Raw genomic sequence first — 24,995 nt, 5'->3', positions numbered from 1 at the left:
TATTTGATATAGATAGTTCGCGATACACACAATGTAGAACGATTTCATTATGAGTATAAGCAAGACTCCATTGCTATTGATCGGTTTTATCTGAACGGAATCAGACATGTCGAAAAAATAGCATATAATATTCAGTAGATGATTTATGTAAAAATTTTCGTTATAATTATCATATTTAAATTCTAATGAAACTAAACTGTCCAATGGCGCTGGCAAGAAAATTATGTAACTAACGAGTAGTATTAGTAATAATACTAGAAAAACAGCAATAAGATTGTAAGATATTAGATGGAATAATATTTTAAAATGTTTTTTATATGATTTCTCTGATTTTAATATTTGCAGTTTTGTGTTTCGGATAAGAGTAATTACGCTTTCAGCTTCAACCTCAAAATGATTATTCTTCAAAATTTTATACGCATGCATTAGTAGGGATAATTGCTCCTTGTTATTCGGCGTATTATTAATTGCAGTAATTATCTTATTAATATTTAATACGTCATATCCAAAATCCCTTTTCTCAATTGATCGTATATAGCACTCAATGAAATTTTTAATATCTACATATATAGAGTTTTTATGATTCCGCAAGGTTGTATGTGAATGCTTGATTTGTATTATATAATAATATAAATCGGCACTCTTTTCTGTTTGTAAGGTGTCAATGTTTTGATATAATTGATCTAATCGTTGTAGGGGCATAATGAAGTGTCATTATAGATATAAAGTCTATTTTTCTCATGCTATCTGTAATTGAATTTTTCGCAGTTGCAATACCTAAAATTCCGTGTTACGATAAATAAGATTATATTAACAAAAAAATAAGTGGTTTAATATTTTCATGAGCTACTTAATAAACCTTATTTGCAAATTAAGATTTATAAATAAATCATCTCCTTCCTTGTATATGGTTCCAAATTCATGCCTTGAAGTACTCGCTGTTTCAAATTTAGTATTATTCAACAGGTAGTCCTCAAATTCATTTCTATTGTAAATATGATAACACAATACATCTCCATCTTCTTTAATAACTAAATATCCCCCTGTGGCATCTAATTGTCCTGTCCACACCTTAGAAGGCATCATACCCAAAGCTATATCAGTCAGAAAATGCTTCATTTTATAGCTATAAAAAGGATGTCCTGTCTCTGTATTATAGGAGAGAGGATTGATCTCAGCTATTTCTGATATAATGTCAGATATAGTTGACTTTGAAGATGTGTAATAGAGGTAAGTGCATTCAGCAATAAGCTCAGGCAAAGAACTGTCTATTAGCACCATGTTATTCTCAAATATCGAACTTTCAACCTTTGAAAAAACTAATTTCCCTTTCAAAGTTGTAATTTCGTCTATACGTTCTTTGATTTTAGGCTTTGCATTTATTTCATCTATTTGTTCTTTAGATAAGGTTAGATCGCTTATTTTGAATATGAAATTTGTTGTTTTCCCTGCATTCAGAAGAGTAGAAGCTCCACCTAACTGAGATTTAATACTAAATCCTAAAGTTGGTTGCAATCCTGTCCTTTGGTCGTGTATTACAATGGTGATATCGGTCTTTACAGAAGAAGAAGCTTTCAATGATAGGCAGTTTATAGTTTTCATAAACTCTTCTATCTCGGGAATAGAGAATGTTCCGTTACTACTCTTAATTTGACGAAGTAAGACTTGGGCATTTGATTTAAAATCATCAACAGAAATCCGAAGCACTTCTTCATCGCCAGAAACGATAACAAAGTCATCCTCTATCCCATATTCAAAGTTATGACCAGATTCACATCGTAAAACTTTCAAAACAGGGTAAACTAAATCCTTTATTTTATTTAGATCTTTATCACCCGGTTGTAGTTCTTTATCTCCTAATACTTTGAAGAGAGCATATATCTCACTCCATTCACCTTTATTCCCTGTTAACATCGATTCCTATGTTTAATAATATTTCACTTGCTGTTGCTTGTATAGCAGGAACTGCTACTGAATTTCCAAATTGTTTGTATGCTGATGCATCTGCTACCGGAATGACAAAATCATCCGGGAATCCCTGCAATCTAGCCCACTCACGTGGAGTCATTTTTCGGATCCCTTCTCGATTTACTTCTCCTTTTATTCTTGTAGTTGGTTTGAAGTCAGTAATTCTATCATCTATGACAAGATTACGTTCTCTTCCCATACCTCCAACAACAATCGCATTTGCAACCCCATTGTTAGGCACAATATTGTATCCAAAACCATTCCCCTTACTTTCATGTCTAGCTTTATGCTCTTTAAGCGTTTGTAAATATTGGGTTGATAAATAGTATTTTGTAGGGACCGGCGTTTCTTCCATAACATCAGAAAATACTTTTGTGTCATCTGTCGGAGCTGGATAGGTAAAATCCTGTATATTTTGATCTTCTCTAAAACCAACGATATAAATACGTTCTCGATTTTGAGGTACGCCATAAAGTCGGGCATTGATAATCTGGGGATCCGGTACAAAATAACCTAGATCATTTCTCAATACATTTAGAATTGTTTCTAAAGTTTTACCTCCATTATGATTTAAGAGTCCTTTTACGTTCTCTAAGAAAATGGCTCGTGGTCTTTTTCTTCTAATAATTTCTGCTACATCAAAAAATAAAGTTCCCCTTGTATCCTCAAACCCACCTCGTTTTCCTGCAATAGAGAAAGCCTGACAGGGAAATCCTGCGCATAAAATATCAAAACCATCAGGGATAAATGATTTTGTTTCTTCCTTTGTTATATCGCCAAATGGCATTTCTCCAAAATTTGCTTTATATGTTTTCTGGGCTTCTTTATCCCATTCGCTAGTAAAGACACATTTACCTCCTAAATTTTGTAGAGCTAATCTAAAACCGCCTATGCCGGCAAACAGATCAATAAATGTAAAAGAAGGATTGCTAATAGGTTTAAAGGGGATGTCAAAATCACTAAATATTGAATATTGTAATGCATCCTCTGCTACTTTCAATGTGATATCTTCATTAGGATATCTATACTGAAGAATTTCTTTTGTATATTCAATAGCTTCAGTCCGATAAAATTCAGCAGGAGCATTTCCTTTATTGTGTAAATAATGAGTCAAGGCAGCCTCTTTATTGTTGTCTGGTTCAACAATGCGAATTCTATATTTTGTACCTGAGATCTCCGTTATGGAAATTTTTTCTTTAAAATTCATTTTTAGCATATTAATTTTCTCTTCTATAATGGAAGAACAGAATGATGTATTTTTGAGAACCTCTTTACTCCAGAACCTCAACACAGTCCATCCTGCATCTTCTAGTTCCTGAGTAACTTCCTTGTCTCGTTCTATATTTCGTTCTATTTTCTTTATCCAAAAATCTTTATTGGACTTATGATCGTTTTTTCGTATTTCCCAGTCCTTTCCATGCCAAAATTCGCCATCGACAAAAACTGCCAGCTTAATTTTACGAAATGTCAAATCTGGCTTTCCGAATACATTTGGATCGTTTTTACGATAGCGAAAACCTTTTTTGAACAACAACTTAGATAAAGCAACTTCTGCTTTGGTGCCGGTAGCTTTAACTGCCTGCATGTTTCTTCTTCGCTGCTCTTTAGTCAACTTATCCATCAAAATATAGATTTTCAGACAACGCACAAAGGTAGTAAATTTGTAGAGAATTTCAGTTGGATAGATGCAAGCTTTTTGTTTTCTTAGAGCTAAAGTAATCAGGAGATTATATTTTTTAGCTATCTTTGTTCCCAGAAAACAAGCGGATTATTCCGCAAAGACATATTAACATAGCGTTCACATAAACCTCGCAATAGGAAACTGGTAACTTTCAATGCAAACGAGGACATTGTGCAATGCTCATGCCGTATAGGCGTGGGCTTGCCTTGTTTCGTTTGCGGGTATACCAGTACCTCTATTGCGGACTTGGTGAGTACCACGTCTTCTTTTTGTGGTTTTGTGAATGTACAAAACTGACAAAAATGAAATTTGAGAACCCCATCTATCAGGAAACTTACGACTATGTAAGGCTAAATCTTGATGCAATATTAGATTCTATCCCTAATCACTTTCTGGATCTTTGGCTAGTCAAAGCTGATGAACAAATCGATATACCCTATCATCACTTTATCAGTATATACTACGCATATAAAGCTGATAAAGAAGAAACTACTGATGTGTCTTCTTTAGGAATAAAGCTATGGAGCTTATTTCGCGATTTCCAAGTTTTTCTTCAAATGGAAGATTCGCTCAGGACAATACCTCTTCCAGGTATCGAAAAGGAAGAAATCAGAATCTTTGATTTTGATAACTACAACAAAGAGCAGATAACCATTGCAGAGGATATTATACATTTATCAAATCAATTACAAACAACATAAAACAAAAATCACATGAGAAAGATCGCTCTATTTATCTTTTCCATTTTCGCGCTAAATGGATGTCATTCACAAAACTCGGTTTTAGAAAAAACCATTATTGATTATCTGGAAACGGATTCAAAATCAGGAATCCGAACAGATCTTCAAATCAAATTTATTGAAATGAAGATTTCCGACATTCTGGTTTCTGACAGTATTACCATTCTTGAAAAACAGTATCAAAAAGAATTTGAAAAAAAACTGGAATCTGCGCAAAAGAGCATTGACCATTGGCAGCAATCTATTGATAAACACGAAAAGAAGAAAAGTGATCTTGTTCACAAAATGCTTCTGGCTGAATCTACAGAAAAGCTTGATAACGCCAAATCAACTTTGGAGGAAATTAAATCATGGCGACCTGATTACTTAGATCGTTATACAGATACAGATAAAAATGAAGTTCTAGCCAAAAGCGTAAAATGCAAATTATCTTTTCAGAATCCTAAGCTAACAACCCGACAAGAGTTGGATGCTACTTTTATCTTTTCGCCTGATGGAGAAAGTATTCATGAATTCATAAGAGGGAAGTAGTTAAACATCCATTGTTTTGAGAACGTCCACTCGTCAGAGCAGAAATATTCGCTCTGACGAATTCTGTAATATGAATAAAATAAACATTTTCTACATTGTTGCTTTTTATAGAAATAGATGGAAATAAAAAGAGAGTTCCGAGCTTTTTTTAATTCATTTTCGACGGAAAATGCGAGCGGTTTTTGTGTACACAAAAACCACATCTTGCCCTACAAAAAAAACAGGGGTTTTTTATTGTCTTTTTCATCGCAAATAGCCCAGTTTTTCTTCATTGTTTTTCCAACATAAAAATTCATTCAAATCTTTGAAATTTGAATACTCCTTCCGACAATCTACAAAAGAATCTGGATAATAACTTTGAACAAAAAGAGAACATTTGTTTCCAGCCTGATCATTATCCAAGTATGAATGGATTTCATCATACTTGCAGAGAAGATCTAATGCCCTTTTGGAATTCGCTGTACTGTTCAGAATGATAGCATCAGTAGAAAGATGGCGATTTTCTTGCATTGATAGAAACGATAGATAGTCCATGAATCCTTCAAAAAGAACCGTTCTTTTTGCCCCATTGTTTATGTGTGTAAAATCCTTTTTGCCAATACAAGATTTGAAATATTTGTTTCGCAGTTCATAACTGTTTGGAGAATTGTTCGCAAATCCTATTGCAAAATATCGTTTGTTGTTGATAGAGTAATAAACCTCACAACAATGTTTCTCTGCAATATCTATATCTATACAGCGTTCATTCAGGTAGTCAATTAAAGCAAAATTTCCAAGTTTCTTCACCTTCAAAATTGTGAATAATTGCTCGGGGTGCTCTTGTTTTTCATTATAAATTGCTGATTCCCGATGAAAAGAAAAAGAATCGGATTCGAGTTTCTTTATCGCATCTGAAATGCTACAATTCTCCATTTCTGATACAAGATCTATTATACTTCCACCTTTTCCCATACCATGATCATACCATAGATTTTTCTGGAAATCTACGCTAAAACTTGCATTATTGTCTTTGCGTATTGGAGAAATATAAATACCTCGTACTTCATTTCTTCTTTGTGGATGGAATCCTTTTTTTGCCAAATACTCATGTATACTTATTGTCTTTATTTGATCTAAATTCATTGCTTTTTTTCTTTTAATTGGAGTATCTTCTCTGGAGGTAGCAAAAACACTGTTGATACTGTTGATTTGTTGACAGGCTCTATCAATCAGACAGTTACCGTCAACAGTGGTGTCAACAGTTGGAGAAATTCAACAGTAGTTTTTTTTCTGGCTGTTGAACTGTTGACTAGTGTTGACTCTACTGTTGACTTGTAATATATTGAATATCATATAGATATATAGTAAAGTCAACAAATCAACAGTAAATTTCATCAAACCGTTTTTTCGTCAGCTCATAATACCGCCCTTTGTGTTGATTTTTAGAGATTGTTCCATCTGCAAAAATGATGTATCGCACGTAGGAAGAGTTGGTGGCAGAAAGTCCCCATGAAGAGACTAAAATATCCCGAATTTTGTGCAATGAATATGCTTTTCTATTCAGATTACTCAATGAGCATATAACATCATTTATTTGGAAACAAAGTTGTTCCAGATCTTGATCTTCAAAAATAGTCTGCAAAATATCCAACATTTCTTTTTCGAGCGTAGATTTATAATTCCTCTTTAACTTAATAAGTGCTTCCGTTTCAATCTGTTTAGGGGTAAACCACATTCTTGAGTCATTTTTTGTATGAAAGGATCTGTTAAGTAAAAAATAAAGAAATGCAGGCACTTCCAATTTGAGCTTTTCGAAAAATTGTTCCGAAGAGCAATTTAGAGTATTGGAAAAAGGGAATACCTTAATGACCCAATATCGGATCTCTTCCTTATCTATATGAATGAAACTTGTTTCGTTATTAGAGCAAAGTATAAATTTGCCAAAGAACTCTATCTCTTGTCGATCTTTGCCCTTAGCTTCGGATTTAAAAAGTCGTGCTGTTGAGAGATTTTTAATTCTTTCGGAATCCTCTCGTTTATCCAGCAATACTTCATCTACTGCAATAATAATTTTGTTAGACCAGTCGGAATTAAACTGTGATCGGAAATCATCATTCGTATTCAGAGTCATATTTTTGTCAAAAATCAATTTTAAAAGATTCAGAAAGGTTGTTTTTCCAGTACCTCTTTCGGTGCTGACTAAGCAGAGGATAGGGAGGATCTGTAGTGGCTTTTCGTATAAGATTTTAATGTAATCCAATCCTAACTCATATTGTTCTCGGAATATATGTTGCAGAAAATATAAAATAGTACTGCAATCTCCTTGTTTTGGATGATGTTCCAACTCATGATATTGGTTGTAAAACGTTCCGACCTTCAACTGATACTCCAAGTGAGATGGAATACAGCAAAAACCATCATATTGAGGAATCTGAGCCAAATAATCTTTTCCATGATCAGCTATTATTGTTTCTTTGTTCCAAGGCACAAGAATTATTGTTGAATCGCCAGAGGTGAGAGGTCGTTTAACTATTTTGTAATAGGATACGGCAACCCTTATATATGGGATTTCTTCTTTCATATATCAAACAGTTTGCGTATATTTGCTATGAAATATACAGATTGTACATTTTAGTGAATAATGGTAGGAAGCATGGAAGCGGTCATCTCCATGCTTTTTTGCTTGTATAGCGAGATGCTCTTTCTTCTATCTCTCGGTTTGTCTTATGCTCATTTTCGAGCATCCAGTTATCCAATTTTTCTCGACTAAAGAAGATGATTTTCCCATTAGGCTTGCTGAACGGAATGTTTGCAGAAGAAGTTAATTTGTACATGTAGCTTCGTGAAATACCCGTATAATCACATGCTTCATCGAATGTTAGGACTTTTTTGCTGCCCAACAACAGCTTTTCAATACGCTCTAAGCGATTGTCAAGTTCAATAGTGCTCATTTCTATTACGTTTTGAAATTAATAAATGAGCAAATGCATTTGCCTTTTGTTTCAATTGATAACACAAAGGAAAACAAAGGCAATAAGCAACACAATAGGGCATCGGTCAATGCTCTAAATGCTTAATCAAATCCTCTATAGTAATTATTTTGTATGCGTTTTGTATACCTCTTGCTTTGGATATTGTAGATTTATCGTTTGGGGATATAAAATTACCATCTAGAGTTATGCATGAAGTAATATACTCTAATATGTTTTGATCTTTAGATAGATCCTTTAGCTTTCTGGCAGATATAGTGACCAGACAAAATAACGCAAGATCTTTTTGTGATGGTGTTTTGTTTGCTTTTTTATATCCCCTGTACTTCCAGTCAATAAACTCATCATTTTTAAGTGTATCTCCGTTTACAAACTTGTTTAGAGCTCCATCCGAAAAGGTGATGTAATGTTTTTCTTTGAAATACGCTTCAATATTAACATTATCCCTTTCTGGGCTTTCCAATAGTAAATTTTCATCGTCCTCTTCAGTATCAAACAATATTTTATGAATAGTAGTTGATCTTAATGGTTTTTTCCAAATACCCCCTCTTGTATTTGTAATAGACAAACCGTCCGCTTTTAATGTGTACGCCCATTGGGAAGCGGTGTACGATAGAGCAAGAATATATTTGTCATACAAAACTATTGGAGATGTTAATACTTCTCCATCTCCTGTTTTGAATTGTATCTTATTCTGAATATAGTATGCCCAATAGAATTGATCTATATTCAAGCAGATGCCGTAAAAGTCTTTTTTAAGCGATTCTATGAATGTACTCCTATCTGATGGCTCTATTTGATACAAGTTTGAAGTTAGTTCACTCTTAGCGTCATTTAATAGTTCGTGAAATCGAGAGGGATTTAACTTTTCTATTTCCAAAATATCGTCGGAACTTATAGATAGGGAAAGGATTGCTGATAAAGTACCTGGAGTAACATTACCTTTTTGTCGGCATCCTTTAAAACAAGCTCCTTCACCAGAAACACCTTCTATTGAAAGATTCTCTTCTCGAGCGTAATATTCAATACTTACATATTGAAGCGCATCATAGAACTTTGATAAACTATTTGTAGAGATAGACATGTCTTATAATTTTAATTCGGGAATAATATTAGCCGCTTCTTTCATCTTGCTATCAACGATCTTAGCATAAATCTGTGTAGTTCTCAATTCTCTATGCCCTAAAAATTTAGAAACTGTATATAGATCCGCTCCATTTTCAAGCATAAGGACTGCGCAAGTGTGGCGCGAGCAATGAAACGTAATGTGCTTAGTTATGCCGGCTCGATTGCTCCAATTAACGATTTCTGCATTATTAGTAGAACTATACTTCAACCCTCGGAAAACTCTGTCGCTTTCATTTTTCCTTTCCCCAAGCAAAGAACGTGCTTGGTCGGATATATATAAATACTCCAATCCGTCTGTTTTCTCCTGTCGAAATATGATTTTGCAATAGGGTTTACCTTCATTATCCGTTTCTTCTCGGATTTCGCCCCAGATTAGCTTATTGACATCACTCCAACGTAACCCTGTTAGGCAGGAAAATAGAAAAGCTGTTTTTAGCATTGGATATTTGCATTCTGCTCTATATAGCGATTGTAATTCGTTAAAAGTCAAGTATTCCCTTTGGCTTTCTCCCATCTCAAAACCCTTGATACCTCTTAATGGGTTAGAAGAAAAGTATCCTTCATCAAAAGCTGCATTTATACAAGCCTTGAACTTATTGTAATAAGTGTATTTGGAGTTTTGACTTAATCCTATTCCTGCGCTTGTGGTTGCCTCTGTATCTAAATACTTTTTGAATCCTCTTATGAAGTCTGGCGTAACTTCTTCTATGGTTAAGTTTTTCGGGCAGTATTTAAGTAGGTGTTTTTGTGCAGCATGCCAGTTGTCATAGTTTTGATCAGACTGATAGCGTTCTTGTTTTTTCTTTTCATAGTAATCCAAGAATAGCTCTTTAGGTTTATTATGATCTCGGATGCTATACTTGCCTTGCACATATTCAGCTTGACGAATAGCCAGAATATCTTCTGCTAATTTTTGAGTGTCTTTGTTTTCTTGTTTTTCCTTTGGGTTTTGTGGATTCTCGTGTAGATACAGTTTTAGATACTCGAAATCTCGATTATGCTTGACCTTTCCTTCGGCATCTACAATTTTTCCTTTATAATACTCAATATACAAGGAGAGTTTTCCAGTCGTTAGCTTTTTCTTCTTTAGTGTTATCTTCATATTCGTTTCTATTTATGCAAGGTGTAAATTGGTACACCTCAAATCGAATATTGAAACAAAAGGTGTACTTTCGATGGACAAAAATAGAAATAATTATCTAAACAACAACAAGGAAAAGAATAATTAAATTTGAAATTACACAGATAATCAAATAGTTACTTTCTTTTGATAGGATGATATTTTCCTTTGATTTCTATGCCTACTTCCCGATACAAAACCCCTCAAATATCTCCCCCAGCACTTGATCCGTAGTAACTTCCCCAACAATACTATTCAAGAAAAAGATACATTCTCTAATATCTTGTGAAAGGAAATCGCCAGAGATATTCATCCCTAATCCTTGCTGAACACGGTGGATAGACTCTAACGCTTGTGTTAGCGCCTCGTAATGGCGAACGTTGGTAACAATAACATCGCTTTGGGCTATATTGGGCAAATGTGCGGCTTCGACAAGTTTTTGCTGAAGCTCAGTGGTATGAATATGTTGCTTGGCAGAGATGAGGATATAATGATTTCCACTTTCTGCCAAAGAACTAGAGAGAGTGGTATAAGCTTCTTCAGTTAGTAAATCTTTTTTGTTAATAACAAGCAAGAGCTGCTTGCCTTTAGTAAGCGGGAGTATCTTTGCCGATAAACTCTCCAATTGTTTTTGAGCATCAACAGCATCGATAACCCAAAGTATAATTTCAGCTTGATCTATCTTTTGAAAGGTACGTTCAATACCAAGAGTTTCAATGGCATCGGTTGTTTCGCGAATGCCAGCGGTATCAATAAAGCGGAAAGTAACACCACCGATATTCACTGTATCTTCAATAACATCGCGGGTGGTACCATGAATGTCGCTAACAATAGCTTTCTCTTCATTAAGCAAGAGGTTGAGCAAAGTGGATTTTCCGGCATTGGTTTCGCCAATAATGGCAACGGGTACACCATTTTTTATCACATTACCAACGCTAAAGGAGTTTGCAAGACGCGAAATTACTGTCTCAATATGACTGGCTAAGGTGTGGAGTTGCGAGCGATCGGCAAATTCTACATCTTCCTCGCTAAAATCGAGTTCCAACTCTACAAGAGCTGTAAAATGCAATAGCTGACTGCGCAGTTCGGTTAGTTCGCGACTAAACCCGCCACGCATTTGACTGACTGCAAGTCGATGCGTAGCCACCGATGTTGAGGCTATCAAATCGGCTACTGCTTCGGCTTGGCTCAGGTCCATTTTACCATTGAGGAAAGCACGCTGCGTAAACTCTCCGGGCTGTGCCATGCGACAGCCTTGTTGCAAAAGCAACTGCATCACTTTCTGAAGGATATAGGGCGATCCGTGACAGCTAATTTCGGTAGAATCTTCGCCTGTGTAAGAATGGGGCGAACAGAAGAGACTGACCATTACCTCATCTACCAACTCTTCCTTATCATATATATGTCCGAAAGTAAGCGTGTAAGGCTTAGTGCTCTTAAGAGTTTTTCCTGTTTTTACGGGTCGAAAGATGGAGTCCGTTATGGCAATGGATTGTTTTCCGGACACACGAATAACGCCTATAGCCCCGCCCTGAGCGGTGGCTATGGCGCAAATGGTATCATTATTCATTATGCGTGAATCTATTTATCAAATTCTATCGAGCACAGTTTTTATGAGTACGTCAATCGTATTTTTGTAACCTGTATTAGCTTCTTTAATTAAACGATTGGCAATAACCATACATACCGTAGTAGCTTTGTGCCCCATCAACTTACTTAAACCGGCAAGCGCAGAGCTTTCCATCTCAAAGTTGGTTATACGGTATCCGTTGTACTCAAAGTTTTCGATCTTCTCATTTTGATTTGGATCGGCAAGTGGCACACGAAGCTCACGGCCCTGCGGACCAAAAAAACCTCCGGCAGCAATTGTCACACCGCGTACCATATCATCGCTGGCTATGCGGTTGACAAGTTCTTCGTTGGCATCAACTACATAAGGGGCAGGTTGACACATATTGCCCGTCCAACCCATGTGTGCAAGAAATGCTTTCTCCAACGCCAAATCGCACACATCATTACGACCGGCATAGAAATTAAGCAATCCGTCAAATCCCATTGATTTCTGCGAGCAGATAAACGTACCTACAGGGGTATAAGGCTGTAAGCCGCCACAGGTACCAATACGTACCATTTCCAACTGCCTGAATGTTTCATTTTCTTCGCGGGTAGCGAAATTTATATTCGCCAATGCATCCAGTTCATTTACTACTATATCTATATTGTCACAACCAATACCTGTAGACAATACAGTTATACGCTTACCCTTGTACATCCCTGTACAGGTTTTGAACTCACGGCTCTCTACTTCAAATTCTTTGCTTTCGAAGTGTGAAGCCACCAATGCCACACGTCCCGGATCACCCACAAGTATTATCTTATCGGCAAGTTGCTCGGGTTTTACGTGCAAGTGAAATACCGAGTTGTCATCATTAATAATCAACTCGGAAGGGGGAAATACTTTTCTCATTGATTCTTTAGATTGGTTTTTGCGTATTCGCACCTGTTGGTTTAGCAATAGTTTCGCGCATGGAAGTATCGGCTTCGATATTCTTCATGCGGTAGTAATCCATAATGCCGAGGTTTCCGCTACGAAAAGCTTCAGCCATAGCTTTAGGCACTTCGGCTTCGGCTTCAATAACCTTAGCGCGAGCCTCTTGTGCTTTTGCTTTCATTTCCTGTTCGAGAGCTACTGCCATAGCGCGACGCTCTTCCGCCTTGGCTTGTGCAATATTCTTATCAGCATTAGCTTGGTCCATCTGCAACTCAGCTCCAATATTCTTACCTATATCAATATCGGCGATATCAATGGATAGGATTTCAAATGCTGTACCGGCATCCAAACCTTTACGAAGCACTAATTTGGAGATTGTATCAGGATTTTCCAATACGCTTTTATGACTTTCTGACGAACCGATGGAAGACACAATACCTTCGCCCACACGTGCCAAAATGGTGTCCTCTCCTGCCCCACCCACCAATTGGCGGATGTTAGCACGAACGGTCACACGTGCTTTTGCTATAAGCTGAATACCATCTTTAGAAACGGCAGCTACAGGTGGTGTATCAATAACTTTAGGATTTACCGACATTTGCACAGCTTGAAACACATCACGGCCTGCCAAGTCGATAGCCGTTGCCATTTGGAAATTTAATTCAATATTCGCTTTTGATGCCGACACCAAAGCATGCACTACCTTCTCTACATTACCTCCCGCAAGGAAATGCGCTTCGAGTTCATCGCGTGTAATATCTGCCAGTCCGGCTTTGTGCGCTTCAATCATGGCTGGTACTATAATATAAGGAGGCACATTACGAATGCGCATCAAAAAGAGTTGAATCAAGGAAATCCGTACACCAGATACCTTAGCAGACAACCACAAGAAAAACGGTACGTAATGGAAAAAGATAGCCAATAGGATAATCCCTCCGGCAATCAGAATAAGCGTTAGATACGTTGGTTCCATGTAATTTGATTTTTTATGAATAAATAATAGCTATTTTTGTTTCTCTACAAAGATGGTTCCGGCAGCGATGCGGGTTACAACAATAGGTGTCTTCTCATCCAGAAAGCCATCTGCCGAACGCACTTCTACCAATTTTTCGTTTATTTCGGCCTGTCCGATAAGCGCCAAACGTGTTACACATGTTCCAACATCACCCACTTTAATACTTTGCTCGGCTTCTCGGTCTACCTTAGAAGTGATATTTTTATTCAGTGCCAGTTTATCCAATGTTTTGGAGCGCATGAAGAAGAACAACGAAGCGACACAAGCAACGATAGAAACAATCAATGTGATAATTCCTGCTGTCATACCAATATTCACAAAAGCATAGTAATTGGCATAAAACAGACAGCCCAATCCGGCAATACCGGCTATACTAACTCCGGGGATAAAGAAAAGTTCTACTAGAAAAAGGATAACAGCCGCTAATAAAAGCGCGATAATAATTACAGCATCCATAGTCGTTATTTTAAGTTGTTATATTCTTCATTTCTTGTATGGATTGCTAATATTGTTAGCTCCTCATACATCTGCTCTACCCTCCTTTCAAGATCGAGAATAGCGGGTGCAAGTTTATCTTTTTGTACCTGAGTAGCCGCGGCAAACTGCGCACGCATTTCCTCAAGTTTCTTAACTTGTTGCGCATAATCTTTCTCTTTTTGCTGATACTTCCTAAAAAGTTCTTTGGCTTTAGTCGATTTGAACTCTGCCAATGTATAGTAGGTTGTATTGTCATTGATAACAAATACAAAATCTTTTTTCTTCTCTGTGCGCGGCTTTAGGTTCATCACTGCCTGCAAGCGTTGTTTGGCTTCGGTCACTACTGTTTCGTCTTTCCAGGTATCGCGAATGGAGTTCAATCGAGCAAGACTACGTATCTTCTCAGGTTCCATTGCTTCGTAATTGTAGGTTTGTTTAGTAGTATTGGGCACGAAAACATACACACACACAGTGTCGGCAGGTTGATTACGATCGGTAGCAAACCAGCCCAGTTGATTAAACTCATCGATAACAAACATATAGTCGTTGGCTGGCGAGTTGAAAGGCATTCCTACGCTTTCGGGCAATAAATAGGTATCCGCAGCCGAGTTGTAGCGTGTTACAAAAATATCATACCCGCCGATAGAAGTCGCTCCATCCGAGGCGTAATAGATTGTTATACCGTCGGTCATTACAAAAGGATAGTTGGTATTAGCATGGGAGTTTATACTGCCGGGCAGTTCTCTTTCCGTACCCCACTCATTCAACATTTTATTTTTGGCATAAATATCGAGTGTATCATTTTCCTGCTTATGCCCATAATAAACTTTATTGCCTAATTCTGTTTCATACACTGTACCACCATGACCCTTCCAATCTTTGAAATACTCATCATACATGTACAACTTGCCCGATTCTTCACTAATCTTATAAGCTTTCAGGAAAGCATGTTTTTCCACCACAAAACTATCAATAACACATACCTCTTCTACCCCTTTCAGCATACGTGCGGCAAGTTTGCTTTTTTCGAGCAAAGCCTCCGCCTGGGTAGTATCTTGTTTCTTTTTTGTTTGTGCTGAGATATATTCTTCGTAAACCGTCATAGCCTCTTCAAAGCGATAACAGTCATCATAGGCTTGTCCTAAGAAATATGGAGCATTCTGCACTTTGCGTTTATGTGCCAGTTCCAGATGTTTAATAGATTTCTCGGATTCGCCGGTTTTCATACAGCATACGCCATACCAATAATTGTAATTAGCGTTATTGGGAGCCGTTTTCAGGAAGCGTTCAAATACAGGTTTGGCTGGTCCATATTCTCCCCGCAAGAACATTGCCCGCGCCTGATCCAAGGTCTGCGCCGAAACCGAGGCAACCAAAACGCTTAAAAGGAAGAGTAGAGTATATCTATATTTCATATTTAATTCGTCGTTTATAAGCTATCGTTAATCACAAAGGTAACAATTTTCTTTTTCTACCTCGTCTAAATACGCTAATTTTGCTCACACGAATGTTAGAGATTGTTTAATATGACGAAATTTACAGCAGAAGAACTTCTAAACCGCCGCATTAACAAGCGATTCAGTAAGGGTGTGGTAGAGTATGGCTTAATTGAGGATGGCGATAAGATTCTCATTGGTTTATCGGGAGGAAAGGATTCTTTAGCACTGGTAGAATTGCTTGGCAAACGTTCGCGCATTCATAAACCGCAATTCTCGGTTATGGCACTGCATGTTGTAATGACAAACATCCCTTATCAGGTAGATGTAGCGTATCTGCGTGCACATTGCGAAACTTATAATGTACCTCTTGTTATTCTTGAAACCTCTTTTGATCCCAGCACGGATACTCGCAAATCGCCTTGTTTTCTTTGTTCGTGGAATCGTAGAAAGGCTCTCTTCACTGTTGCTAAAGAGCACAACTGCAACAAGATAGCACTCGGTCACCACATGGACGATATTCTTGAAACACTCTTGATGAATCTTACTTTTCAGGGCGCATTCAGCACTATGCCCCCACGCCTTGTCATGAAGAAATTTGATATGACAATTATTCGGCCAATGTGTCTTGTACACGAAGCCGACCTAAAAGAATTAGCCGAAATGCGCGAGTATCGTAAGCTTAAAAAGAATTGTCCTTACGAAACAGACTCTCATCGCAGCGACATGAAAGCAGTGCTACACAAATTGGAAGAGTTAAACCCCGAAGCACGATACAGTTTGTGGGGTAGCATGAACAATGTACAAACTGAACTGCTACCCCACAAATAAGAAACTGTTTTGAACTTTATTTTATCCCCAGCACGTCTAATCCTTGATTGAAACGTATATCGCGTGGAATTCCTGCATTGTTTACTTTATCCAAATCTTTTTGTAAAGCTTCGCCAATACCACCATTCTCGGCTCTGAAGCGTTCGGCAAAGTCAAAGGCTCCGTCACCTTGTACTTTCAGAATCAACTCACCCCAAGTGTTAATAGCTTCTTTTGCTTTTTTGAAGTCTACAACATACTGACCTTCGGCATTACGTGTAAAGGCGCCTTCCATCTCCATGTAATTGAAAGCCATCATATTTGCCTTGCCGTGCGAGCTTGCCGCACCAAAACGAACAGAGCGAGGAATACCCGCAATAAAGGTAACAATAGCATCTTCTTGCGATATATTGGTAATTTCGCCCATCTCGATAAGTTTGCAGGTCAGGAACAATCCTAAGATATCGGCTTTAGCTTCTTCCCATGAAGTTTTTTCAGTCTTCAAGGCATCGTCCACACTACCCTTACCGTTGATTGTTTCTTTGATACCCAGTCCGTGTGCTACTTCATGAAATGTTACATTCCAGAAGAAAGCATCGAATTTAAGATTGGCTTGTTGCTCCTTGCAAACAATAAGTTCGCCGATAGGCAACAATACTTTGTCAAACTTGGCTTGCATACTGTTGCGTAGTTGAAGACGACGCGCGCCTTTGGCAGCTTGTACTCTATCGTCATTGGGCAGGTTTATAGCAATGGTTTTACTTCCTGAGTTACAATCACCGGCATAGTACACGGCATCGTATACATTCAAGTCAGAAGAAGTACCCGGCACAAAAGTTTTATATTTAGGATCGCAAGGAAGTTCTTTTTGCAAAGCGGGCAATAGTTTGATGAACTTAGCAAGTTCCGCGCTACGCTCCACATCCTTCAACAGGATGAAGGCTTCGTAAGAGGCTTTGGCTTCATTCAGCTTATCGTCGTAATTCTCGATAGGTCCTACTATAAAATCAATCTTACTCTCTTTCATGTCCATCCAAGCCATATCACTCGCAAAATAGTCGTCGGTTTCAAAAGCCTTTTTACGTTCTATGAGATATTTCTTCAAACCGGCATCTTCGGCAATAGCAATAGCTTTGTCTAACAGGACACACACTTGAGTAATTTCTTCTTTGTATTCGTCGCGATACCAAACAGTCTTCAAAGAGCCATCTTCGTTACGACGAATTACAGTGTACAGACTATTTTTATCAGCATCCGAGTAAGCATTATATTCCGCCAAAGTTATATCTGCAGGATAGTATTGACAGCCCAATGGTTTTTCGCCATAGCCCGGTATAAATGGTTTATTGTCTTTCAAGCGTTCCCATGGGCCATAGTTAATGGCAATAAAATCTTTCGCCCAGCTATCCGAAATGGTATCAAGTACAGACTTGTTGCCAAATGTTTGTTTCCAGAACAAGCCATCCATAATCTTTGCAATATCTACAAAGATAGGCAGTAATGCTTTTTCAGCGTCCGACAACTTGTCAACCAATGGCGATTCGAGGTTGTAGTACGCAAACTCTTCAACTTTTTGTTTCATAACCGAGTCCTTTTCAGTTGTTTTTTTCTCGCCCCCACATGACATCATGCCAAAGCAAAGCAAGCCACTAAGGGCTGTTAATACAATTTTCTTCATCATTGAGCTATTAATGGTTTTACATTATCCGATACGTAGGTTAGAAACTCTCCTTCCTCGCCACTATAAATGAGGCAAACGCCTATTTCGGGATGTTTTTGCACGTATGCAATGGTCTCTTCCAGCCCCATAACCATAAAGGCGGTTGCGTATGCGTCGGCACTCATGCAATCTGTGGCAACAACCGTAGCCGAAAGCAGGCTATGCAACACAGGATAGCCTGTACGCGGATCAATGGTATGGGCATATTTTTTACCATCTTTGTAGTAGAAGTTACGATAGTTACCCGAAGTTGCTACTCCTTTGCCAGTAAGTTGCAGCACCAACTGTGTATTTTGATTAACGCTAAGCGAATCGTCCACCGGTTGGTTAATTCCAATACGCCAATCGGTTCCTTTTGGGTTTTTACCACGAAGCACAAGTTCGCCACCAATGTCAATCATATAATTGGTAATTCCTTTCTTCTCGAGCAACCAACCTATTACGTCAACGGCATAGCCTTTGGCAACGGCACTGCAACTTAACATGATACGAGGATCGTCCTTAACGACTCTTCCATCCTGCAAAATTACTTTCTTGTAACCGGTAAGCTCCAGCAAACTGTCTACCGCAGCTTCATCGGGAAAAGCACCTCCCTTAAACCCAAAACCCCAAGCATTGGCCAGGGAAGCAATCGTAATATCAAACGCACCGTTAGTAGCATCGGAAACAGCCATAGAACAACGAAACACGTTTTGAAACAACGAATCCGTAACCACTTCTTCATTGCGATTTACCTGACTGATGACAGATGTTTTGTTAAAAGGAGAAAGAGAATTGTCTACACGCTTGAGTTCAGCATCTATCTCTAATTTCAAATTCTCCTCGCCCTGATAGGTTACCCTGTAAATGGTTCCGAATACCATCCCGTCGATTTGCTGATAGGATGCCGGCATATTTTCACGACGTAGTATGTAGATAGTTCCCACGATAAGTGGTATCAACCACAAGTAATACGCCCACGAACGTTTCTTCTTTTCCGCAGTCAGATTTTCCATTGTCAGAAAGGCAGTTTGTAGATTAAGGAGTATGTAATGCTCAGATTGGAGGAATCAAATCGTCCAAAACCTGGTACGAGCCACGGATTACCATGTTCGCTTGCCGAATATGTGGTACGATTTCTCATACGAACCGTCCAACCCATGTAAAAACTTTCAAAGACTTTGGCTTGTACGCCAACCAACAGTTCAAACCATTGCATATTGCCCTTCAGACCTTTTTGAGCCGGATAAGTTACACCACCTCCCCAAACATCATCCCAGATAATATTTGGCAATCCTTCCGACCCCCATACAGGGTCTTTTAAGGGACTCATAGCAATATCATACTTAAAGCTGGTAAAAGCGTAGCGAAAACCTACGTATAAATAATTATCGGCACCTTTCTTGAACATGGTATTGTAGTTCAGCCCAATTCGGGCAAAAGGTGCGCTACTTTTATAGTTTGTTCCGTTCTCTGCCCATGCATCGGTTGTGGCATAACCTAACTCAACAATAGGGAAGTAACGGTTTTTCAGATTGAGTTCCGCGCTTATCTCCGAGCTGAGGAAGTCACTTCCAAGCACATTATTGATTAGCCCCCACGCCTCTACCCCAATCTTTACACCTTGATAAAGTGGAACGTATTTCCACGGCTCTTCCTCTTTCTTCTTTTGTTTCGCCGCTGCCGAAGTCTGTGCCGACAAGGGTGTTACCAACAACAAGAACAGCAGACTACCGATAAATAAGGCTAAGATTCTGTGTCCCATTGATATTGGTATTTAAGTCTTTAACTGAGATTGAGTCCAACCGATGTGTGGTGTGCTTCACGGATGTAAGTGCTTGTTTCATTTCGTAACCGCACTCCATCGAAATAAACGAAGCGGTATTGGTATGTGTAAGGAAAAGCGTATCGGTTTCCACACTTTCGGCATCATAATGTAACACCAATACAGATTGTTCGGAAGTATAGTTGAGCGGCAACGAAATGATGCTTACCTGCGTATCCTGATTCAAGATAACCGAATCAATAACCGCCACGGTGATGGTAAGAAAATCCAATTTATGCGATACCGCCTTCTCATCCACAATGGTGTCGATAGTACAATGCAGCTCGCGCCTACCCAAAGTAGAGCACTCATTTTCGTCTGTACAAGCAACTGCAATAGAGCCGATAACGGTACAAAGCAATAGCGTGTATATCATAAATCTCGTCAAATTCTTCATATTATATTGTATCCTAAACTATTAGATAATTTTTTCTATTTGATAATCATTGCGACCTTGTGAATTGCGCGATACCAGTTCGCCCAAGAATCCTGCCAAAAAGAACTGTGTACCCATAAGCATGGCAGTCAATGCAAGGTAAAAATACGGAGAGTCGGTCACCAACCGATATGGAAGTCCGTTGTACATGGCATAGAGTTTACTTACCCCCACCACTACTACAGCTATAAAGCCGAAGATAAACATTAACGTACCCAGCAGTCCGAAGAAGTGCATAGGGCGAACGCCAAAACGCGAAAAGAACCACAACGTAAGCAAGTCCAAATAGCCATTAACAAAGCGATCGACACCAAACTTAGTTTTGCCGTATTTGCGCTCTTGATGATGAACAACCTGCTCGCCTATCTTGGTGAAGCCTGCGCTTTTTGCTAAATAGGGAATATATCGATGCATCTCTCCATACACCTCAATGTTTTTCACAACCTCTTTATTGTAAGCTTTGAGCCCACAGTTAAAGTCGTGCAGATTCTTAATACCCGACACGCGTCGTGCTGTTGCATTGAAGAGTTTTGTTGGCAATGTTTTGGAAAGTGGGTCGTAACGTTTCTTTTTCCACCCCGAAACCAAATCATATTTCTCTTCGCTTATCATGCGATAGAGCGCGGGTATCTCGTCGGGGCTATCTTGCAAATCGGCATCCATGGTAATAACTACATCGCCTTGTGCCTTGTTAAATCCACAGAACAGTGCCGCAGATTTGCCGTAGTTACGACGAAATTTAATACCGTGCACAGCATCACTACGTTGTTTCAGTGTTTCTATTACATTCCACGAGCGGTCTGTGCTGCCATCGTTAACAAAGATTACCTCATACGAGTATCCATTGGTTTGCATCACCCGTTCTATCCAATCGTAAAGTTCGACAAGCGACTCTTCTTCGTTATATAGAGGTATAATAACAGATATATCCATAATTACTAAAGGGTGGTTGATGGGTTTTTCTTCATGACAAAGAGAGAGGTTATCAAGGAGATAATACTACAATAGAGTACATTCGTGGAGAACAACTGCATGGCTATTTCAATAGCTGTCATCTTACCTACAGAATCCAAACTCTCTTTCAGCAAATCTATCTGTGCTTCCATACCGGGCAACTGCGCCGCAAAACCATTGATGATTTCCATATAGGAATTAAAGATAAAGTTGTTGTCTATGAAGCGGAAATAGATGTAATGCCCCATTGCCGTAAACAGCGCAGCAAACATATACATAAAGGCCATAAAGAAAAAAGATTGAAAGAAGGAGATTTCTCCGTTGCACGCTCTATCGCGATACATCTTCGCGTAACGATAGCCCAGATAGGGCACAGCAAGCGTTAGCGCAAAGAAAAGAAACATGCAGAAAGAGTTCATAAAACCCAACGGGAAGAATACAAATTTTATAATCCAGTACACGCCCATGTATGTACCGAAGTGCATAGCGTACTTATTTATGTTGTTGCTCGTCATTTTTTATCAAATATATGGAAGGCAAAGGTATTAATTTTACCAAAACAAACCGATAAATTGAACAATAAACTACGATATTCATATTTTTTTGCATTGCTAAATTACTGAAAAGCAGTTGGTTGTTTTTTCTCCGAAAAGAAATTTTGCAGGGTGGTATTGCAGGTTTCGCAAAAAGACTTACCTTTGCAGCCGGGTAAGTCCTATACGGCCAGCTCCCTTCGAATCCTCCAGGGCTTGATCGCAGCAAAGGTAGTTGGTTGTAGCGGCGCGATATAGTAAGCTTGCCCACCCGCCTCTTTAGCTCAGTTGGCCAGAGCACGTGATTTGTAATCTCGGGGTCGTTGGTTCGAATCCGACAAGAGGCTCAAAAAAAGCACTTCGAATGAAGTGCTTTTTTTATTTTATATATTTTCCAGAAATGATGTATAAAAAAAAACATTTTCTCTTGCGTATGTAAAATATAGTATATACTTTTGTACCGAACAGATAGGAGTTGTGAAACTCTAAAATAGAATAGTTTAGTTAAGTCTAGTTTAGTTTTTGTGACAGCACTCTGTTGGCAGCGGCCAAACAGAGTGTTGGTCGTTTTAAAGGGTTTGTAAACAGCGAACTAAATGTTCGCTATCTTCCTCTTTCCCAAAGGAACAGAAAGACCAATAAAGGCATTCACGTGCTTGGAGTTATTGCCGAAGTACATATAATCAGTACCCAACACTACGGGACCCAGCTTGAAAGCGATACCGAAAGTTTCTCCACCTTGCAACATAGAGTAGCTCACTGTAGCATTTATAGAGGAATTGGGACGGAAATTGGCCGAGAAGGTTAATTCGGAATAAGTCTTCAGTTGTCCGAAGCGAGTAGTGGATAATAATCCTAAGCCAATTTTATTCTTCATCAGTCCGTACTCTCCTCCTACTACCATTGTGGGCAATAAAGAAGTGGTGCGCGCTTTATTCTCTTTCTTCTGCAATCCATATAATTCAAAGTCCAACACGTCGTCAGAAAATCCACCCACGTTATCTTTGTTGATGGTTGTATTCTTATTTGATTCGGCCACCTGAGAGCATGATTTATTCCAGGCAATAAAACCTAAATCAAGTATCGCAGCGGAAAGGTTCAAACACTCTGTTACCTGATAGCTTGCACCTAAATCGAAACCAGCTCCGTAGCCGCCTATGCCAAAATTTTTATAATCTAAATCGTTGATGTAGCCATTCTCTTCTTCAAGCTCCAATCCTTTGCCCGAAGCCTCCATGTACGCGTCCGATATTATCTGAAACTCAGAATCTATTCCGGCCTCTTTCCCACTTAGGCGCACCTGATTTATTTTCAGGTTTAGATTTCCGGCACCCAACAACAGTTTGGCTTTACCGCCTATAGTCAGACGGCTGTTGATGGCACGAGAGTAACCCACTCCCACTTCCGAATAGGCGTTTAGTCTCAATTTTTCATCTCGGATATCAAAGCTTTGCCCGCTCCATTTGAAATCGTCGGCATCTGTGGCGCGTAGGTAATCGAACATGGTTTTAGGAATGGTGGCATCTACATCGGCACGTACTCCGACATTGAACGACCAGAAGCCTTTCCCGCTATAGAACCCGAAAGAGATAATATCGGTATTGACGCTGACGTTTAGTTCATTCATCTCTTTCAGACGATTGAAAAACTTGTCGTTGTTATAAAAGTCGTCGCTGGAATCGAAAACATCAATAACATCTTGAACACCCAAAGCGTTGGTAGATACCTCGGCAGCAAGCGACCCTATAACAGGCAAGTTAATATAGCCACGCTTCGGCTGTAGTGCCGGATTTAGTAGCATACGGGTGTTACTATCCATAAAATAAGACGAACGCAGGTATTGCGCCTGCACAATGGAAGGTGCAAAAAGGGAAACCAAAATTCCCAGAAAAAGAATTTTTCTCATAATGCTAATTAGTGCGGAAAATGAAGAGAAATGATTAATTATTATTTTATCGCGCAAAGTTAAAGTGTTTATTTTCTTTATCCAAACGAATCTAATAATTTGTTATAATTTCTTTATCAAACGCTCTCTATTCTTTTTCTGACAATCTGCTCTACCCTCCTGCCAGCAATACTGCCAAGTTACTTGTAAAGAGTTTAACCGCCATTGCCATAAGGATAACACCAAATATTTTCCGAAGGATATAAACACCCCCCTTGCCAATAAGTTTCTCTACCCAATGTACATATTTCAGTACAACATATACCAGCGCCATATTCAATACAATGGCGACGAGTATATTTTCCAAGCCATATTCCGAGCGTAATGAAATGGCAGTGGTCAACGTACCCGGCCCTACTACCAGCGGAAATACGATAGGAACCATCGTTGCCGAGCCTTGCATACTATCATTGCGAAATATCTCTACACCCAATACCATTTCAATGGCTAACACAAAGAGCACCAACGCACCTGCCACGGCAAACGAAGAGACATCAATATTAAACAAATTCAACACAGAGTTCCCCGCGAAAAGGAATCCCACCAAAGCCACCAACGAAATAACTGCGGCTTTACCCGCCTGTATCTGGTTGCCCTGACTCTTCAAATTTATAATAATGGGAGTAGAACCTGTAATATCAATTACAGCAAAGAGTACCATAAAAACACTAATTATCTCTCTAATACTTAATTCCATAACTCAATGCTTTAGTACCTATAACTCAATGCAATAAACTCATAACTCAATGCATTAAATACATAACTCAATACATTATGTTCATAATTCATTGCTTTTTCAATACAAAGATAACTATTTGTATTATCTTTGTGCGATTTTTAACACAAAACCAAATCTTATGAAGAATTTAATTTATGTAGCAAGCATTGTAGTTATTATTGTATTGGCATCGTGCGGAATGAGCAGCAAAGACTCGTACATCAAGCAATTCAACTCTTTTCTGGAGAACTTAGAAAAGCAAGAAAGCCTTAGCGAAAAAGAATTGGAGAAAGCCTCTGCCCGATTTGAAGAGTTTACTAATACATATTACAATAAGTTTAAGGATGAACTTAATACCGATGAGCTTAGAAAAATAGGAGAGCTAAAAGCCCGTTACTTAAAGGTTGTAGCCAAACAACATCTAAAAGAGATAGACGGTTCTTTAGAGAAAGCCGGAAAGGAAATTGAGGGATTTCTTAATGAGTTGGGAAAATAAGAGCATAATATTTTAAGAAAGAG

Annotated in this window: 24 protein-coding genes and 1 tRNA gene; 5 read left to right on the top strand and 20 right to left on the bottom strand. The window is 38.6% G+C overall.

Translation table 11 applies throughout. The annotated features are described in order from the left end of the window. Nucleotides 1–846 precede the first annotated feature (846 nt). The gene (locus D0T50_RS02835) at nt 847–1,914 is read right to left on the bottom strand and encodes an HpaII family restriction endonuclease (RefSeq protein ID WP_163221782.1); all 1,068 of its coding nucleotides are present in this window, start codon (nt 1,912–1,914) and stop codon (nt 847–849) included. Further along, nucleotides 1,898–3,589 (bottom strand): DNA mismatch endonuclease Vsr, encoded by a 1,692-nt coding sequence (vsr, locus tag D0T50_RS02830; RefSeq protein WP_163221780.1) that lies wholly within the window; start codon nt 3,587–3,589, stop codon nt 1,898–1,900. The genes D0T50_RS02835 and vsr overlap by 17 nt, the downstream gene beginning before the upstream one ends. A 242-nt stretch (nt 3,590–3,831) precedes the next feature. Between vsr and D0T50_RS02825 the strand changes: the two genes are divergently transcribed. Further along, nucleotides 3,832–4,350, top strand: a complete 519-nt coding sequence (locus D0T50_RS02825) for a hypothetical protein (RefSeq protein WP_163221778.1) — start codon at nt 3,832–3,834, stop codon at nt 4,348–4,350. A 12-nt stretch (nt 4,351–4,362) separates the two neighbouring features. Next, complete coding sequence (locus D0T50_RS02820) at nt 4,363–4,920, top strand: hypothetical protein (RefSeq protein WP_163221776.1); 558 nt, start codon at nt 4,363–4,365, stop codon at nt 4,918–4,920. Between the two features lie 243 nt (nt 4,921–5,163). Here D0T50_RS02820 and D0T50_RS02815 read toward each other — a convergent pair whose 3' ends face one another. From D0T50_RS02815 to D0T50_RS02770, 10 genes are all read right to left on the bottom strand, one after another. After that, complete coding sequence (locus D0T50_RS02815; protein ID WP_163221774.1) at nt 5,164–6,042, bottom strand: toprim domain-containing protein; 879 nt, start codon at nt 6,040–6,042, stop codon at nt 5,164–5,166. 235 nt (nt 6,043–6,277) lie between these two features. Next, nucleotides 6,278–7,480: a primase-helicase family protein gene (locus tag D0T50_RS02810; RefSeq protein WP_163221772.1), complete on the bottom strand. Its 1,203-nt coding sequence runs from the start codon at nt 7,478–7,480 to the stop codon at nt 6,278–6,280. An 82-nt stretch (nt 7,481–7,562) separates the two neighbouring features. After that, nucleotides 7,563–7,850, bottom strand: a complete 288-nt coding sequence (locus D0T50_RS02805) for an excisionase family DNA-binding protein (protein WP_163221770.1) — start codon at nt 7,848–7,850, stop codon at nt 7,563–7,565. 106 nt (nt 7,851–7,956) lie between these two features. Further along, nucleotides 7,957–8,973 (bottom strand): hypothetical protein, encoded by a 1,017-nt coding sequence (locus D0T50_RS02800; RefSeq protein ID WP_163221768.1) that lies wholly within the window; start codon nt 8,971–8,973, stop codon nt 7,957–7,959. A 3-nt stretch (nt 8,974–8,976) separates the two neighbouring features. Continuing rightward, on the bottom strand, nt 8,977–10,119 hold the full coding sequence (locus tag D0T50_RS02795; protein ID WP_163221766.1) for a site-specific integrase: 1,143 nt from the start codon (nt 10,117–10,119) through the stop codon (nt 8,977–8,979). A gap of 199 nt (nt 10,120–10,318) precedes the next feature. Further along, nucleotides 10,319–11,707 (bottom strand): tRNA uridine-5-carboxymethylaminomethyl(34) synthesis GTPase MnmE, encoded by a 1,389-nt coding sequence (gene mnmE, locus D0T50_RS02790; RefSeq protein ID WP_163221764.1) that lies wholly within the window; start codon nt 11,705–11,707, stop codon nt 10,319–10,321. An 18-nt stretch (nt 11,708–11,725) separates the two neighbouring features. Continuing rightward, on the bottom strand, nt 11,726–12,604 hold the full coding sequence (locus D0T50_RS02785; protein ID WP_163221762.1) for a nucleoside phosphorylase: 879 nt from the start codon (nt 12,602–12,604) through the stop codon (nt 11,726–11,728). A gap of 7 nt (nt 12,605–12,611) precedes the next feature. After that, nucleotides 12,612–13,601: a flotillin-like protein FloA gene (gene floA / locus D0T50_RS02780; protein ID WP_163221760.1), complete on the bottom strand. Its 990-nt coding sequence runs from the start codon at nt 13,599–13,601 to the stop codon at nt 12,612–12,614. Between the two features lie 30 nt (nt 13,602–13,631). After that, entirely contained in the window at nt 13,632–14,099 is a 468-nt protein-coding gene (locus tag D0T50_RS02775; protein WP_163221758.1) for an NfeD family protein, read from the bottom strand. A gap of 5 nt (nt 14,100–14,104) precedes the next feature. Beyond that, the gene (locus tag D0T50_RS02770) at nt 14,105–15,535 is read right to left on the bottom strand and encodes a tetratricopeptide repeat protein (RefSeq protein ID WP_163221756.1); all 1,431 of its coding nucleotides are present in this window, start codon (nt 15,533–15,535) and stop codon (nt 14,105–14,107) included. Between the two features lie 111 nt (nt 15,536–15,646). On the opposite strand from D0T50_RS02770, the gene D0T50_RS02765 reads away from it, so the two are divergent. After that, entirely contained in the window at nt 15,647–16,387 is a 741-nt protein-coding gene (locus D0T50_RS02765) for an ATP-binding protein (protein WP_163221754.1), read from the top strand. Nucleotides 16,388–16,403: 16 nt separating this feature from the next. Here D0T50_RS02765 and D0T50_RS02760 read toward each other — a convergent pair whose 3' ends face one another. Genes D0T50_RS02760 through D0T50_RS02735 form a run of 6 tightly spaced genes read right to left on the bottom strand, consistent with a single transcriptional unit; the run spans nt 16,404 to nt 21,795 of the window. Then, nucleotides 16,404–18,047, bottom strand: coding sequence for a Zn-dependent hydrolase (locus tag D0T50_RS02760; RefSeq protein WP_203558168.1), 1,644 nt, complete (start codon nt 18,045–18,047; stop codon nt 16,404–16,406). Next, the gene (locus D0T50_RS02755) at nt 18,044–19,081 is read right to left on the bottom strand and encodes an FAD:protein FMN transferase (RefSeq protein WP_163221752.1); all 1,038 of its coding nucleotides are present in this window, start codon (nt 19,079–19,081) and stop codon (nt 18,044–18,046) included. Before D0T50_RS02755 ends, D0T50_RS02760 begins: the two co-directional genes overlap by 4 nt. Before the next feature lie 2 nt (nt 19,082–19,083). Then, entirely contained in the window at nt 19,084–19,830 is a 747-nt protein-coding gene (locus tag D0T50_RS02750) for a DUF6048 family protein (protein WP_163221750.1), read from the bottom strand. Beyond that, a complete protein-coding gene (locus D0T50_RS02745) occupies nt 19,796–20,287 on the bottom strand; it encodes a DUF6452 family protein (protein WP_163221748.1) in 492 nt (163 codons plus the stop codon). Before D0T50_RS02745 ends, D0T50_RS02750 begins: the two co-directional genes overlap by 35 nt. A gap of 21 nt (nt 20,288–20,308) precedes the next feature. Further along, entirely contained in the window at nt 20,309–21,259 is a 951-nt protein-coding gene (locus D0T50_RS02740; protein ID WP_163221746.1) for a glycosyltransferase family 2 protein, read from the bottom strand. 5 nt (nt 21,260–21,264) lie between these two features. Further along, nucleotides 21,265–21,795 (bottom strand): DUF4199 domain-containing protein, encoded by a 531-nt coding sequence (locus tag D0T50_RS02735; protein ID WP_163221744.1) that lies wholly within the window; start codon nt 21,793–21,795, stop codon nt 21,265–21,267. 291 nt (nt 21,796–22,086) lie between these two features. Here D0T50_RS02735 and D0T50_RS02730 point away from each other — a divergent pair. Further along, nucleotides 22,087–22,160, top strand: a tRNA-Thr gene (locus tag D0T50_RS02730). 245 nt (nt 22,161–22,405) lie between these two features. Here the strand turns inward: D0T50_RS02730 and D0T50_RS02725 are convergent. Then, nucleotides 22,406–23,719, bottom strand: coding sequence for a DUF5723 family protein (locus tag D0T50_RS02725; protein WP_163221743.1), 1,314 nt, complete (start codon nt 23,717–23,719; stop codon nt 22,406–22,408). A 151-nt stretch (nt 23,720–23,870) separates the two neighbouring features. Continuing rightward, nucleotides 23,871–24,455, bottom strand: a complete 585-nt coding sequence (locus D0T50_RS02720; RefSeq protein ID WP_163221741.1) for a MarC family protein — start codon at nt 24,453–24,455, stop codon at nt 23,871–23,873. 160 nt (nt 24,456–24,615) lie between these two features. Between D0T50_RS02720 and D0T50_RS02715 the strand changes: the two genes are divergently transcribed. Further along, nucleotides 24,616–24,972 (top strand): DUF6565 domain-containing protein, encoded by a 357-nt coding sequence (locus tag D0T50_RS02715; RefSeq protein WP_163221739.1) that lies wholly within the window; start codon nt 24,616–24,618, stop codon nt 24,970–24,972. The last annotated feature ends 23 nt before the right edge of the window (nt 24,973–24,995 follow it).

The organism is Bacteroides sp. 214 (assembly GCF_010501015.1).
Classification (GTDB): Bacteria; Bacteroidota; Bacteroidia; order Bacteroidales; family Bacteroidaceae; genus Bacteroides.
The sequence above is the reverse complement of the archived record's forward strand: the minus strand, read 5'-3'. Positions and strand labels throughout refer to the sequence as shown.

What these genes read in the sequence shown, in the direction of transcription:
- D0T50_RS02740 (WP_163221746.1), bottom strand. Translation starts at nt 21,259, where the DNA reads ATGGATATATCTGTTATTATACCTCTATATAACGAAGAAGAGTCGCTT.
- D0T50_RS02755 (WP_163221752.1), bottom strand. Translation starts at nt 19,081, where the DNA reads ATGGAAAATCTGACTGCGGAAAAGAAGAAACGTTCGTGGGCGTATTAC.
- D0T50_RS02795 (WP_163221766.1), bottom strand. Translation starts at nt 10,119, where the DNA reads ATGAAGATAACACTAAAGAAGAAAAAGCTAACGACTGGAAAACTCTCC.
- D0T50_RS02815 (WP_163221774.1), bottom strand. Translation starts at nt 6,042, where the DNA reads ATGAATTTAGATCAAATAAAGACAATAAGTATACATGAGTATTTGGCA.
- D0T50_RS02835 (WP_163221782.1), bottom strand. Translation starts at nt 1,914, where the DNA reads ATGTTAACAGGGAATAAAGGTGAATGGAGTGAGATATATGCTCTCTTC.
- floA (WP_163221760.1), bottom strand. Translation starts at nt 13,601, where the DNA reads ATGGAACCAACGTATCTAACGCTTATTCTGATTGCCGGAGGGATTATC.
- D0T50_RS02775 (WP_163221758.1), bottom strand. Translation starts at nt 14,099, where the DNA reads ATGGATGCTGTAATTATTATCGCGCTTTTATTAGCGGCTGTTATCCTT.
- D0T50_RS02765 (WP_163221754.1), top strand. Translation starts at nt 15,647, where the DNA reads ATGACGAAATTTACAGCAGAAGAACTTCTAAACCGCCGCATTAACAAG.
- D0T50_RS02770 (WP_163221756.1), bottom strand. Translation starts at nt 15,535, where the DNA reads ATGAAATATAGATATACTCTACTCTTCCTTTTAAGCGTTTTGGTTGCC.
- D0T50_RS02725 (WP_163221743.1), bottom strand. Translation starts at nt 23,719, where the DNA reads ATGAGAAAAATTCTTTTTCTGGGAATTTTGGTTTCCCTTTTTGCACCT.
- D0T50_RS02715 (WP_163221739.1), top strand. Translation starts at nt 24,616, where the DNA reads ATGAAGAATTTAATTTATGTAGCAAGCATTGTAGTTATTATTGTATTG.
- D0T50_RS02785 (WP_163221762.1), bottom strand. Translation starts at nt 12,604, where the DNA reads ATGAGAAAAGTATTTCCCCCTTCCGAGTTGATTATTAATGATGACAAC.
- vsr (WP_163221780.1), bottom strand. Translation starts at nt 3,589, where the DNA reads ATGGATAAGTTGACTAAAGAGCAGCGAAGAAGAAACATGCAGGCAGTT.
- D0T50_RS02720 (WP_163221741.1), bottom strand. Translation starts at nt 24,455, where the DNA reads ATGGAATTAAGTATTAGAGAGATAATTAGTGTTTTTATGGTACTCTTT.
- D0T50_RS02750 (WP_163221750.1), bottom strand. Translation starts at nt 19,830, where the DNA reads ATGGGACACAGAATCTTAGCCTTATTTATCGGTAGTCTGCTGTTCTTG.
- mnmE (WP_163221764.1), bottom strand. Translation starts at nt 11,707, where the DNA reads ATGAATAATGATACCATTTGCGCCATAGCCACCGCTCAGGGCGGGGCT.
- D0T50_RS02825 (WP_163221778.1), top strand. Translation starts at nt 3,832, where the DNA reads ATGCCGTATAGGCGTGGGCTTGCCTTGTTTCGTTTGCGGGTATACCAG.
- D0T50_RS02800 (WP_163221768.1), bottom strand. Translation starts at nt 8,973, where the DNA reads ATGTCTATCTCTACAAATAGTTTATCAAAGTTCTATGATGCGCTTCAA.
- D0T50_RS02735 (WP_163221744.1), bottom strand. Translation starts at nt 21,795, where the DNA reads ATGACGAGCAACAACATAAATAAGTACGCTATGCACTTCGGTACATAC.
- D0T50_RS02820 (WP_163221776.1), top strand. Translation starts at nt 4,363, where the DNA reads ATGAGAAAGATCGCTCTATTTATCTTTTCCATTTTCGCGCTAAATGGA.
- D0T50_RS02810 (WP_163221772.1), bottom strand. Translation starts at nt 7,480, where the DNA reads ATGAAAGAAGAAATCCCATATATAAGGGTTGCCGTATCCTATTACAAA.
- D0T50_RS02760 (WP_203558168.1), bottom strand. Translation starts at nt 18,047, where the DNA reads ATGATGAAGAAAATTGTATTAACAGCCCTTAGTGGCTTGCTTTGCTTT.
- D0T50_RS02745 (WP_163221748.1), bottom strand. Translation starts at nt 20,287, where the DNA reads ATGAAGAATTTGACGAGATTTATGATATACACGCTATTGCTTTGTACC.
- D0T50_RS02805 (WP_163221770.1), bottom strand. Translation starts at nt 7,850, where the DNA reads ATGAGCACTATTGAACTTGACAATCGCTTAGAGCGTATTGAAAAGCTG.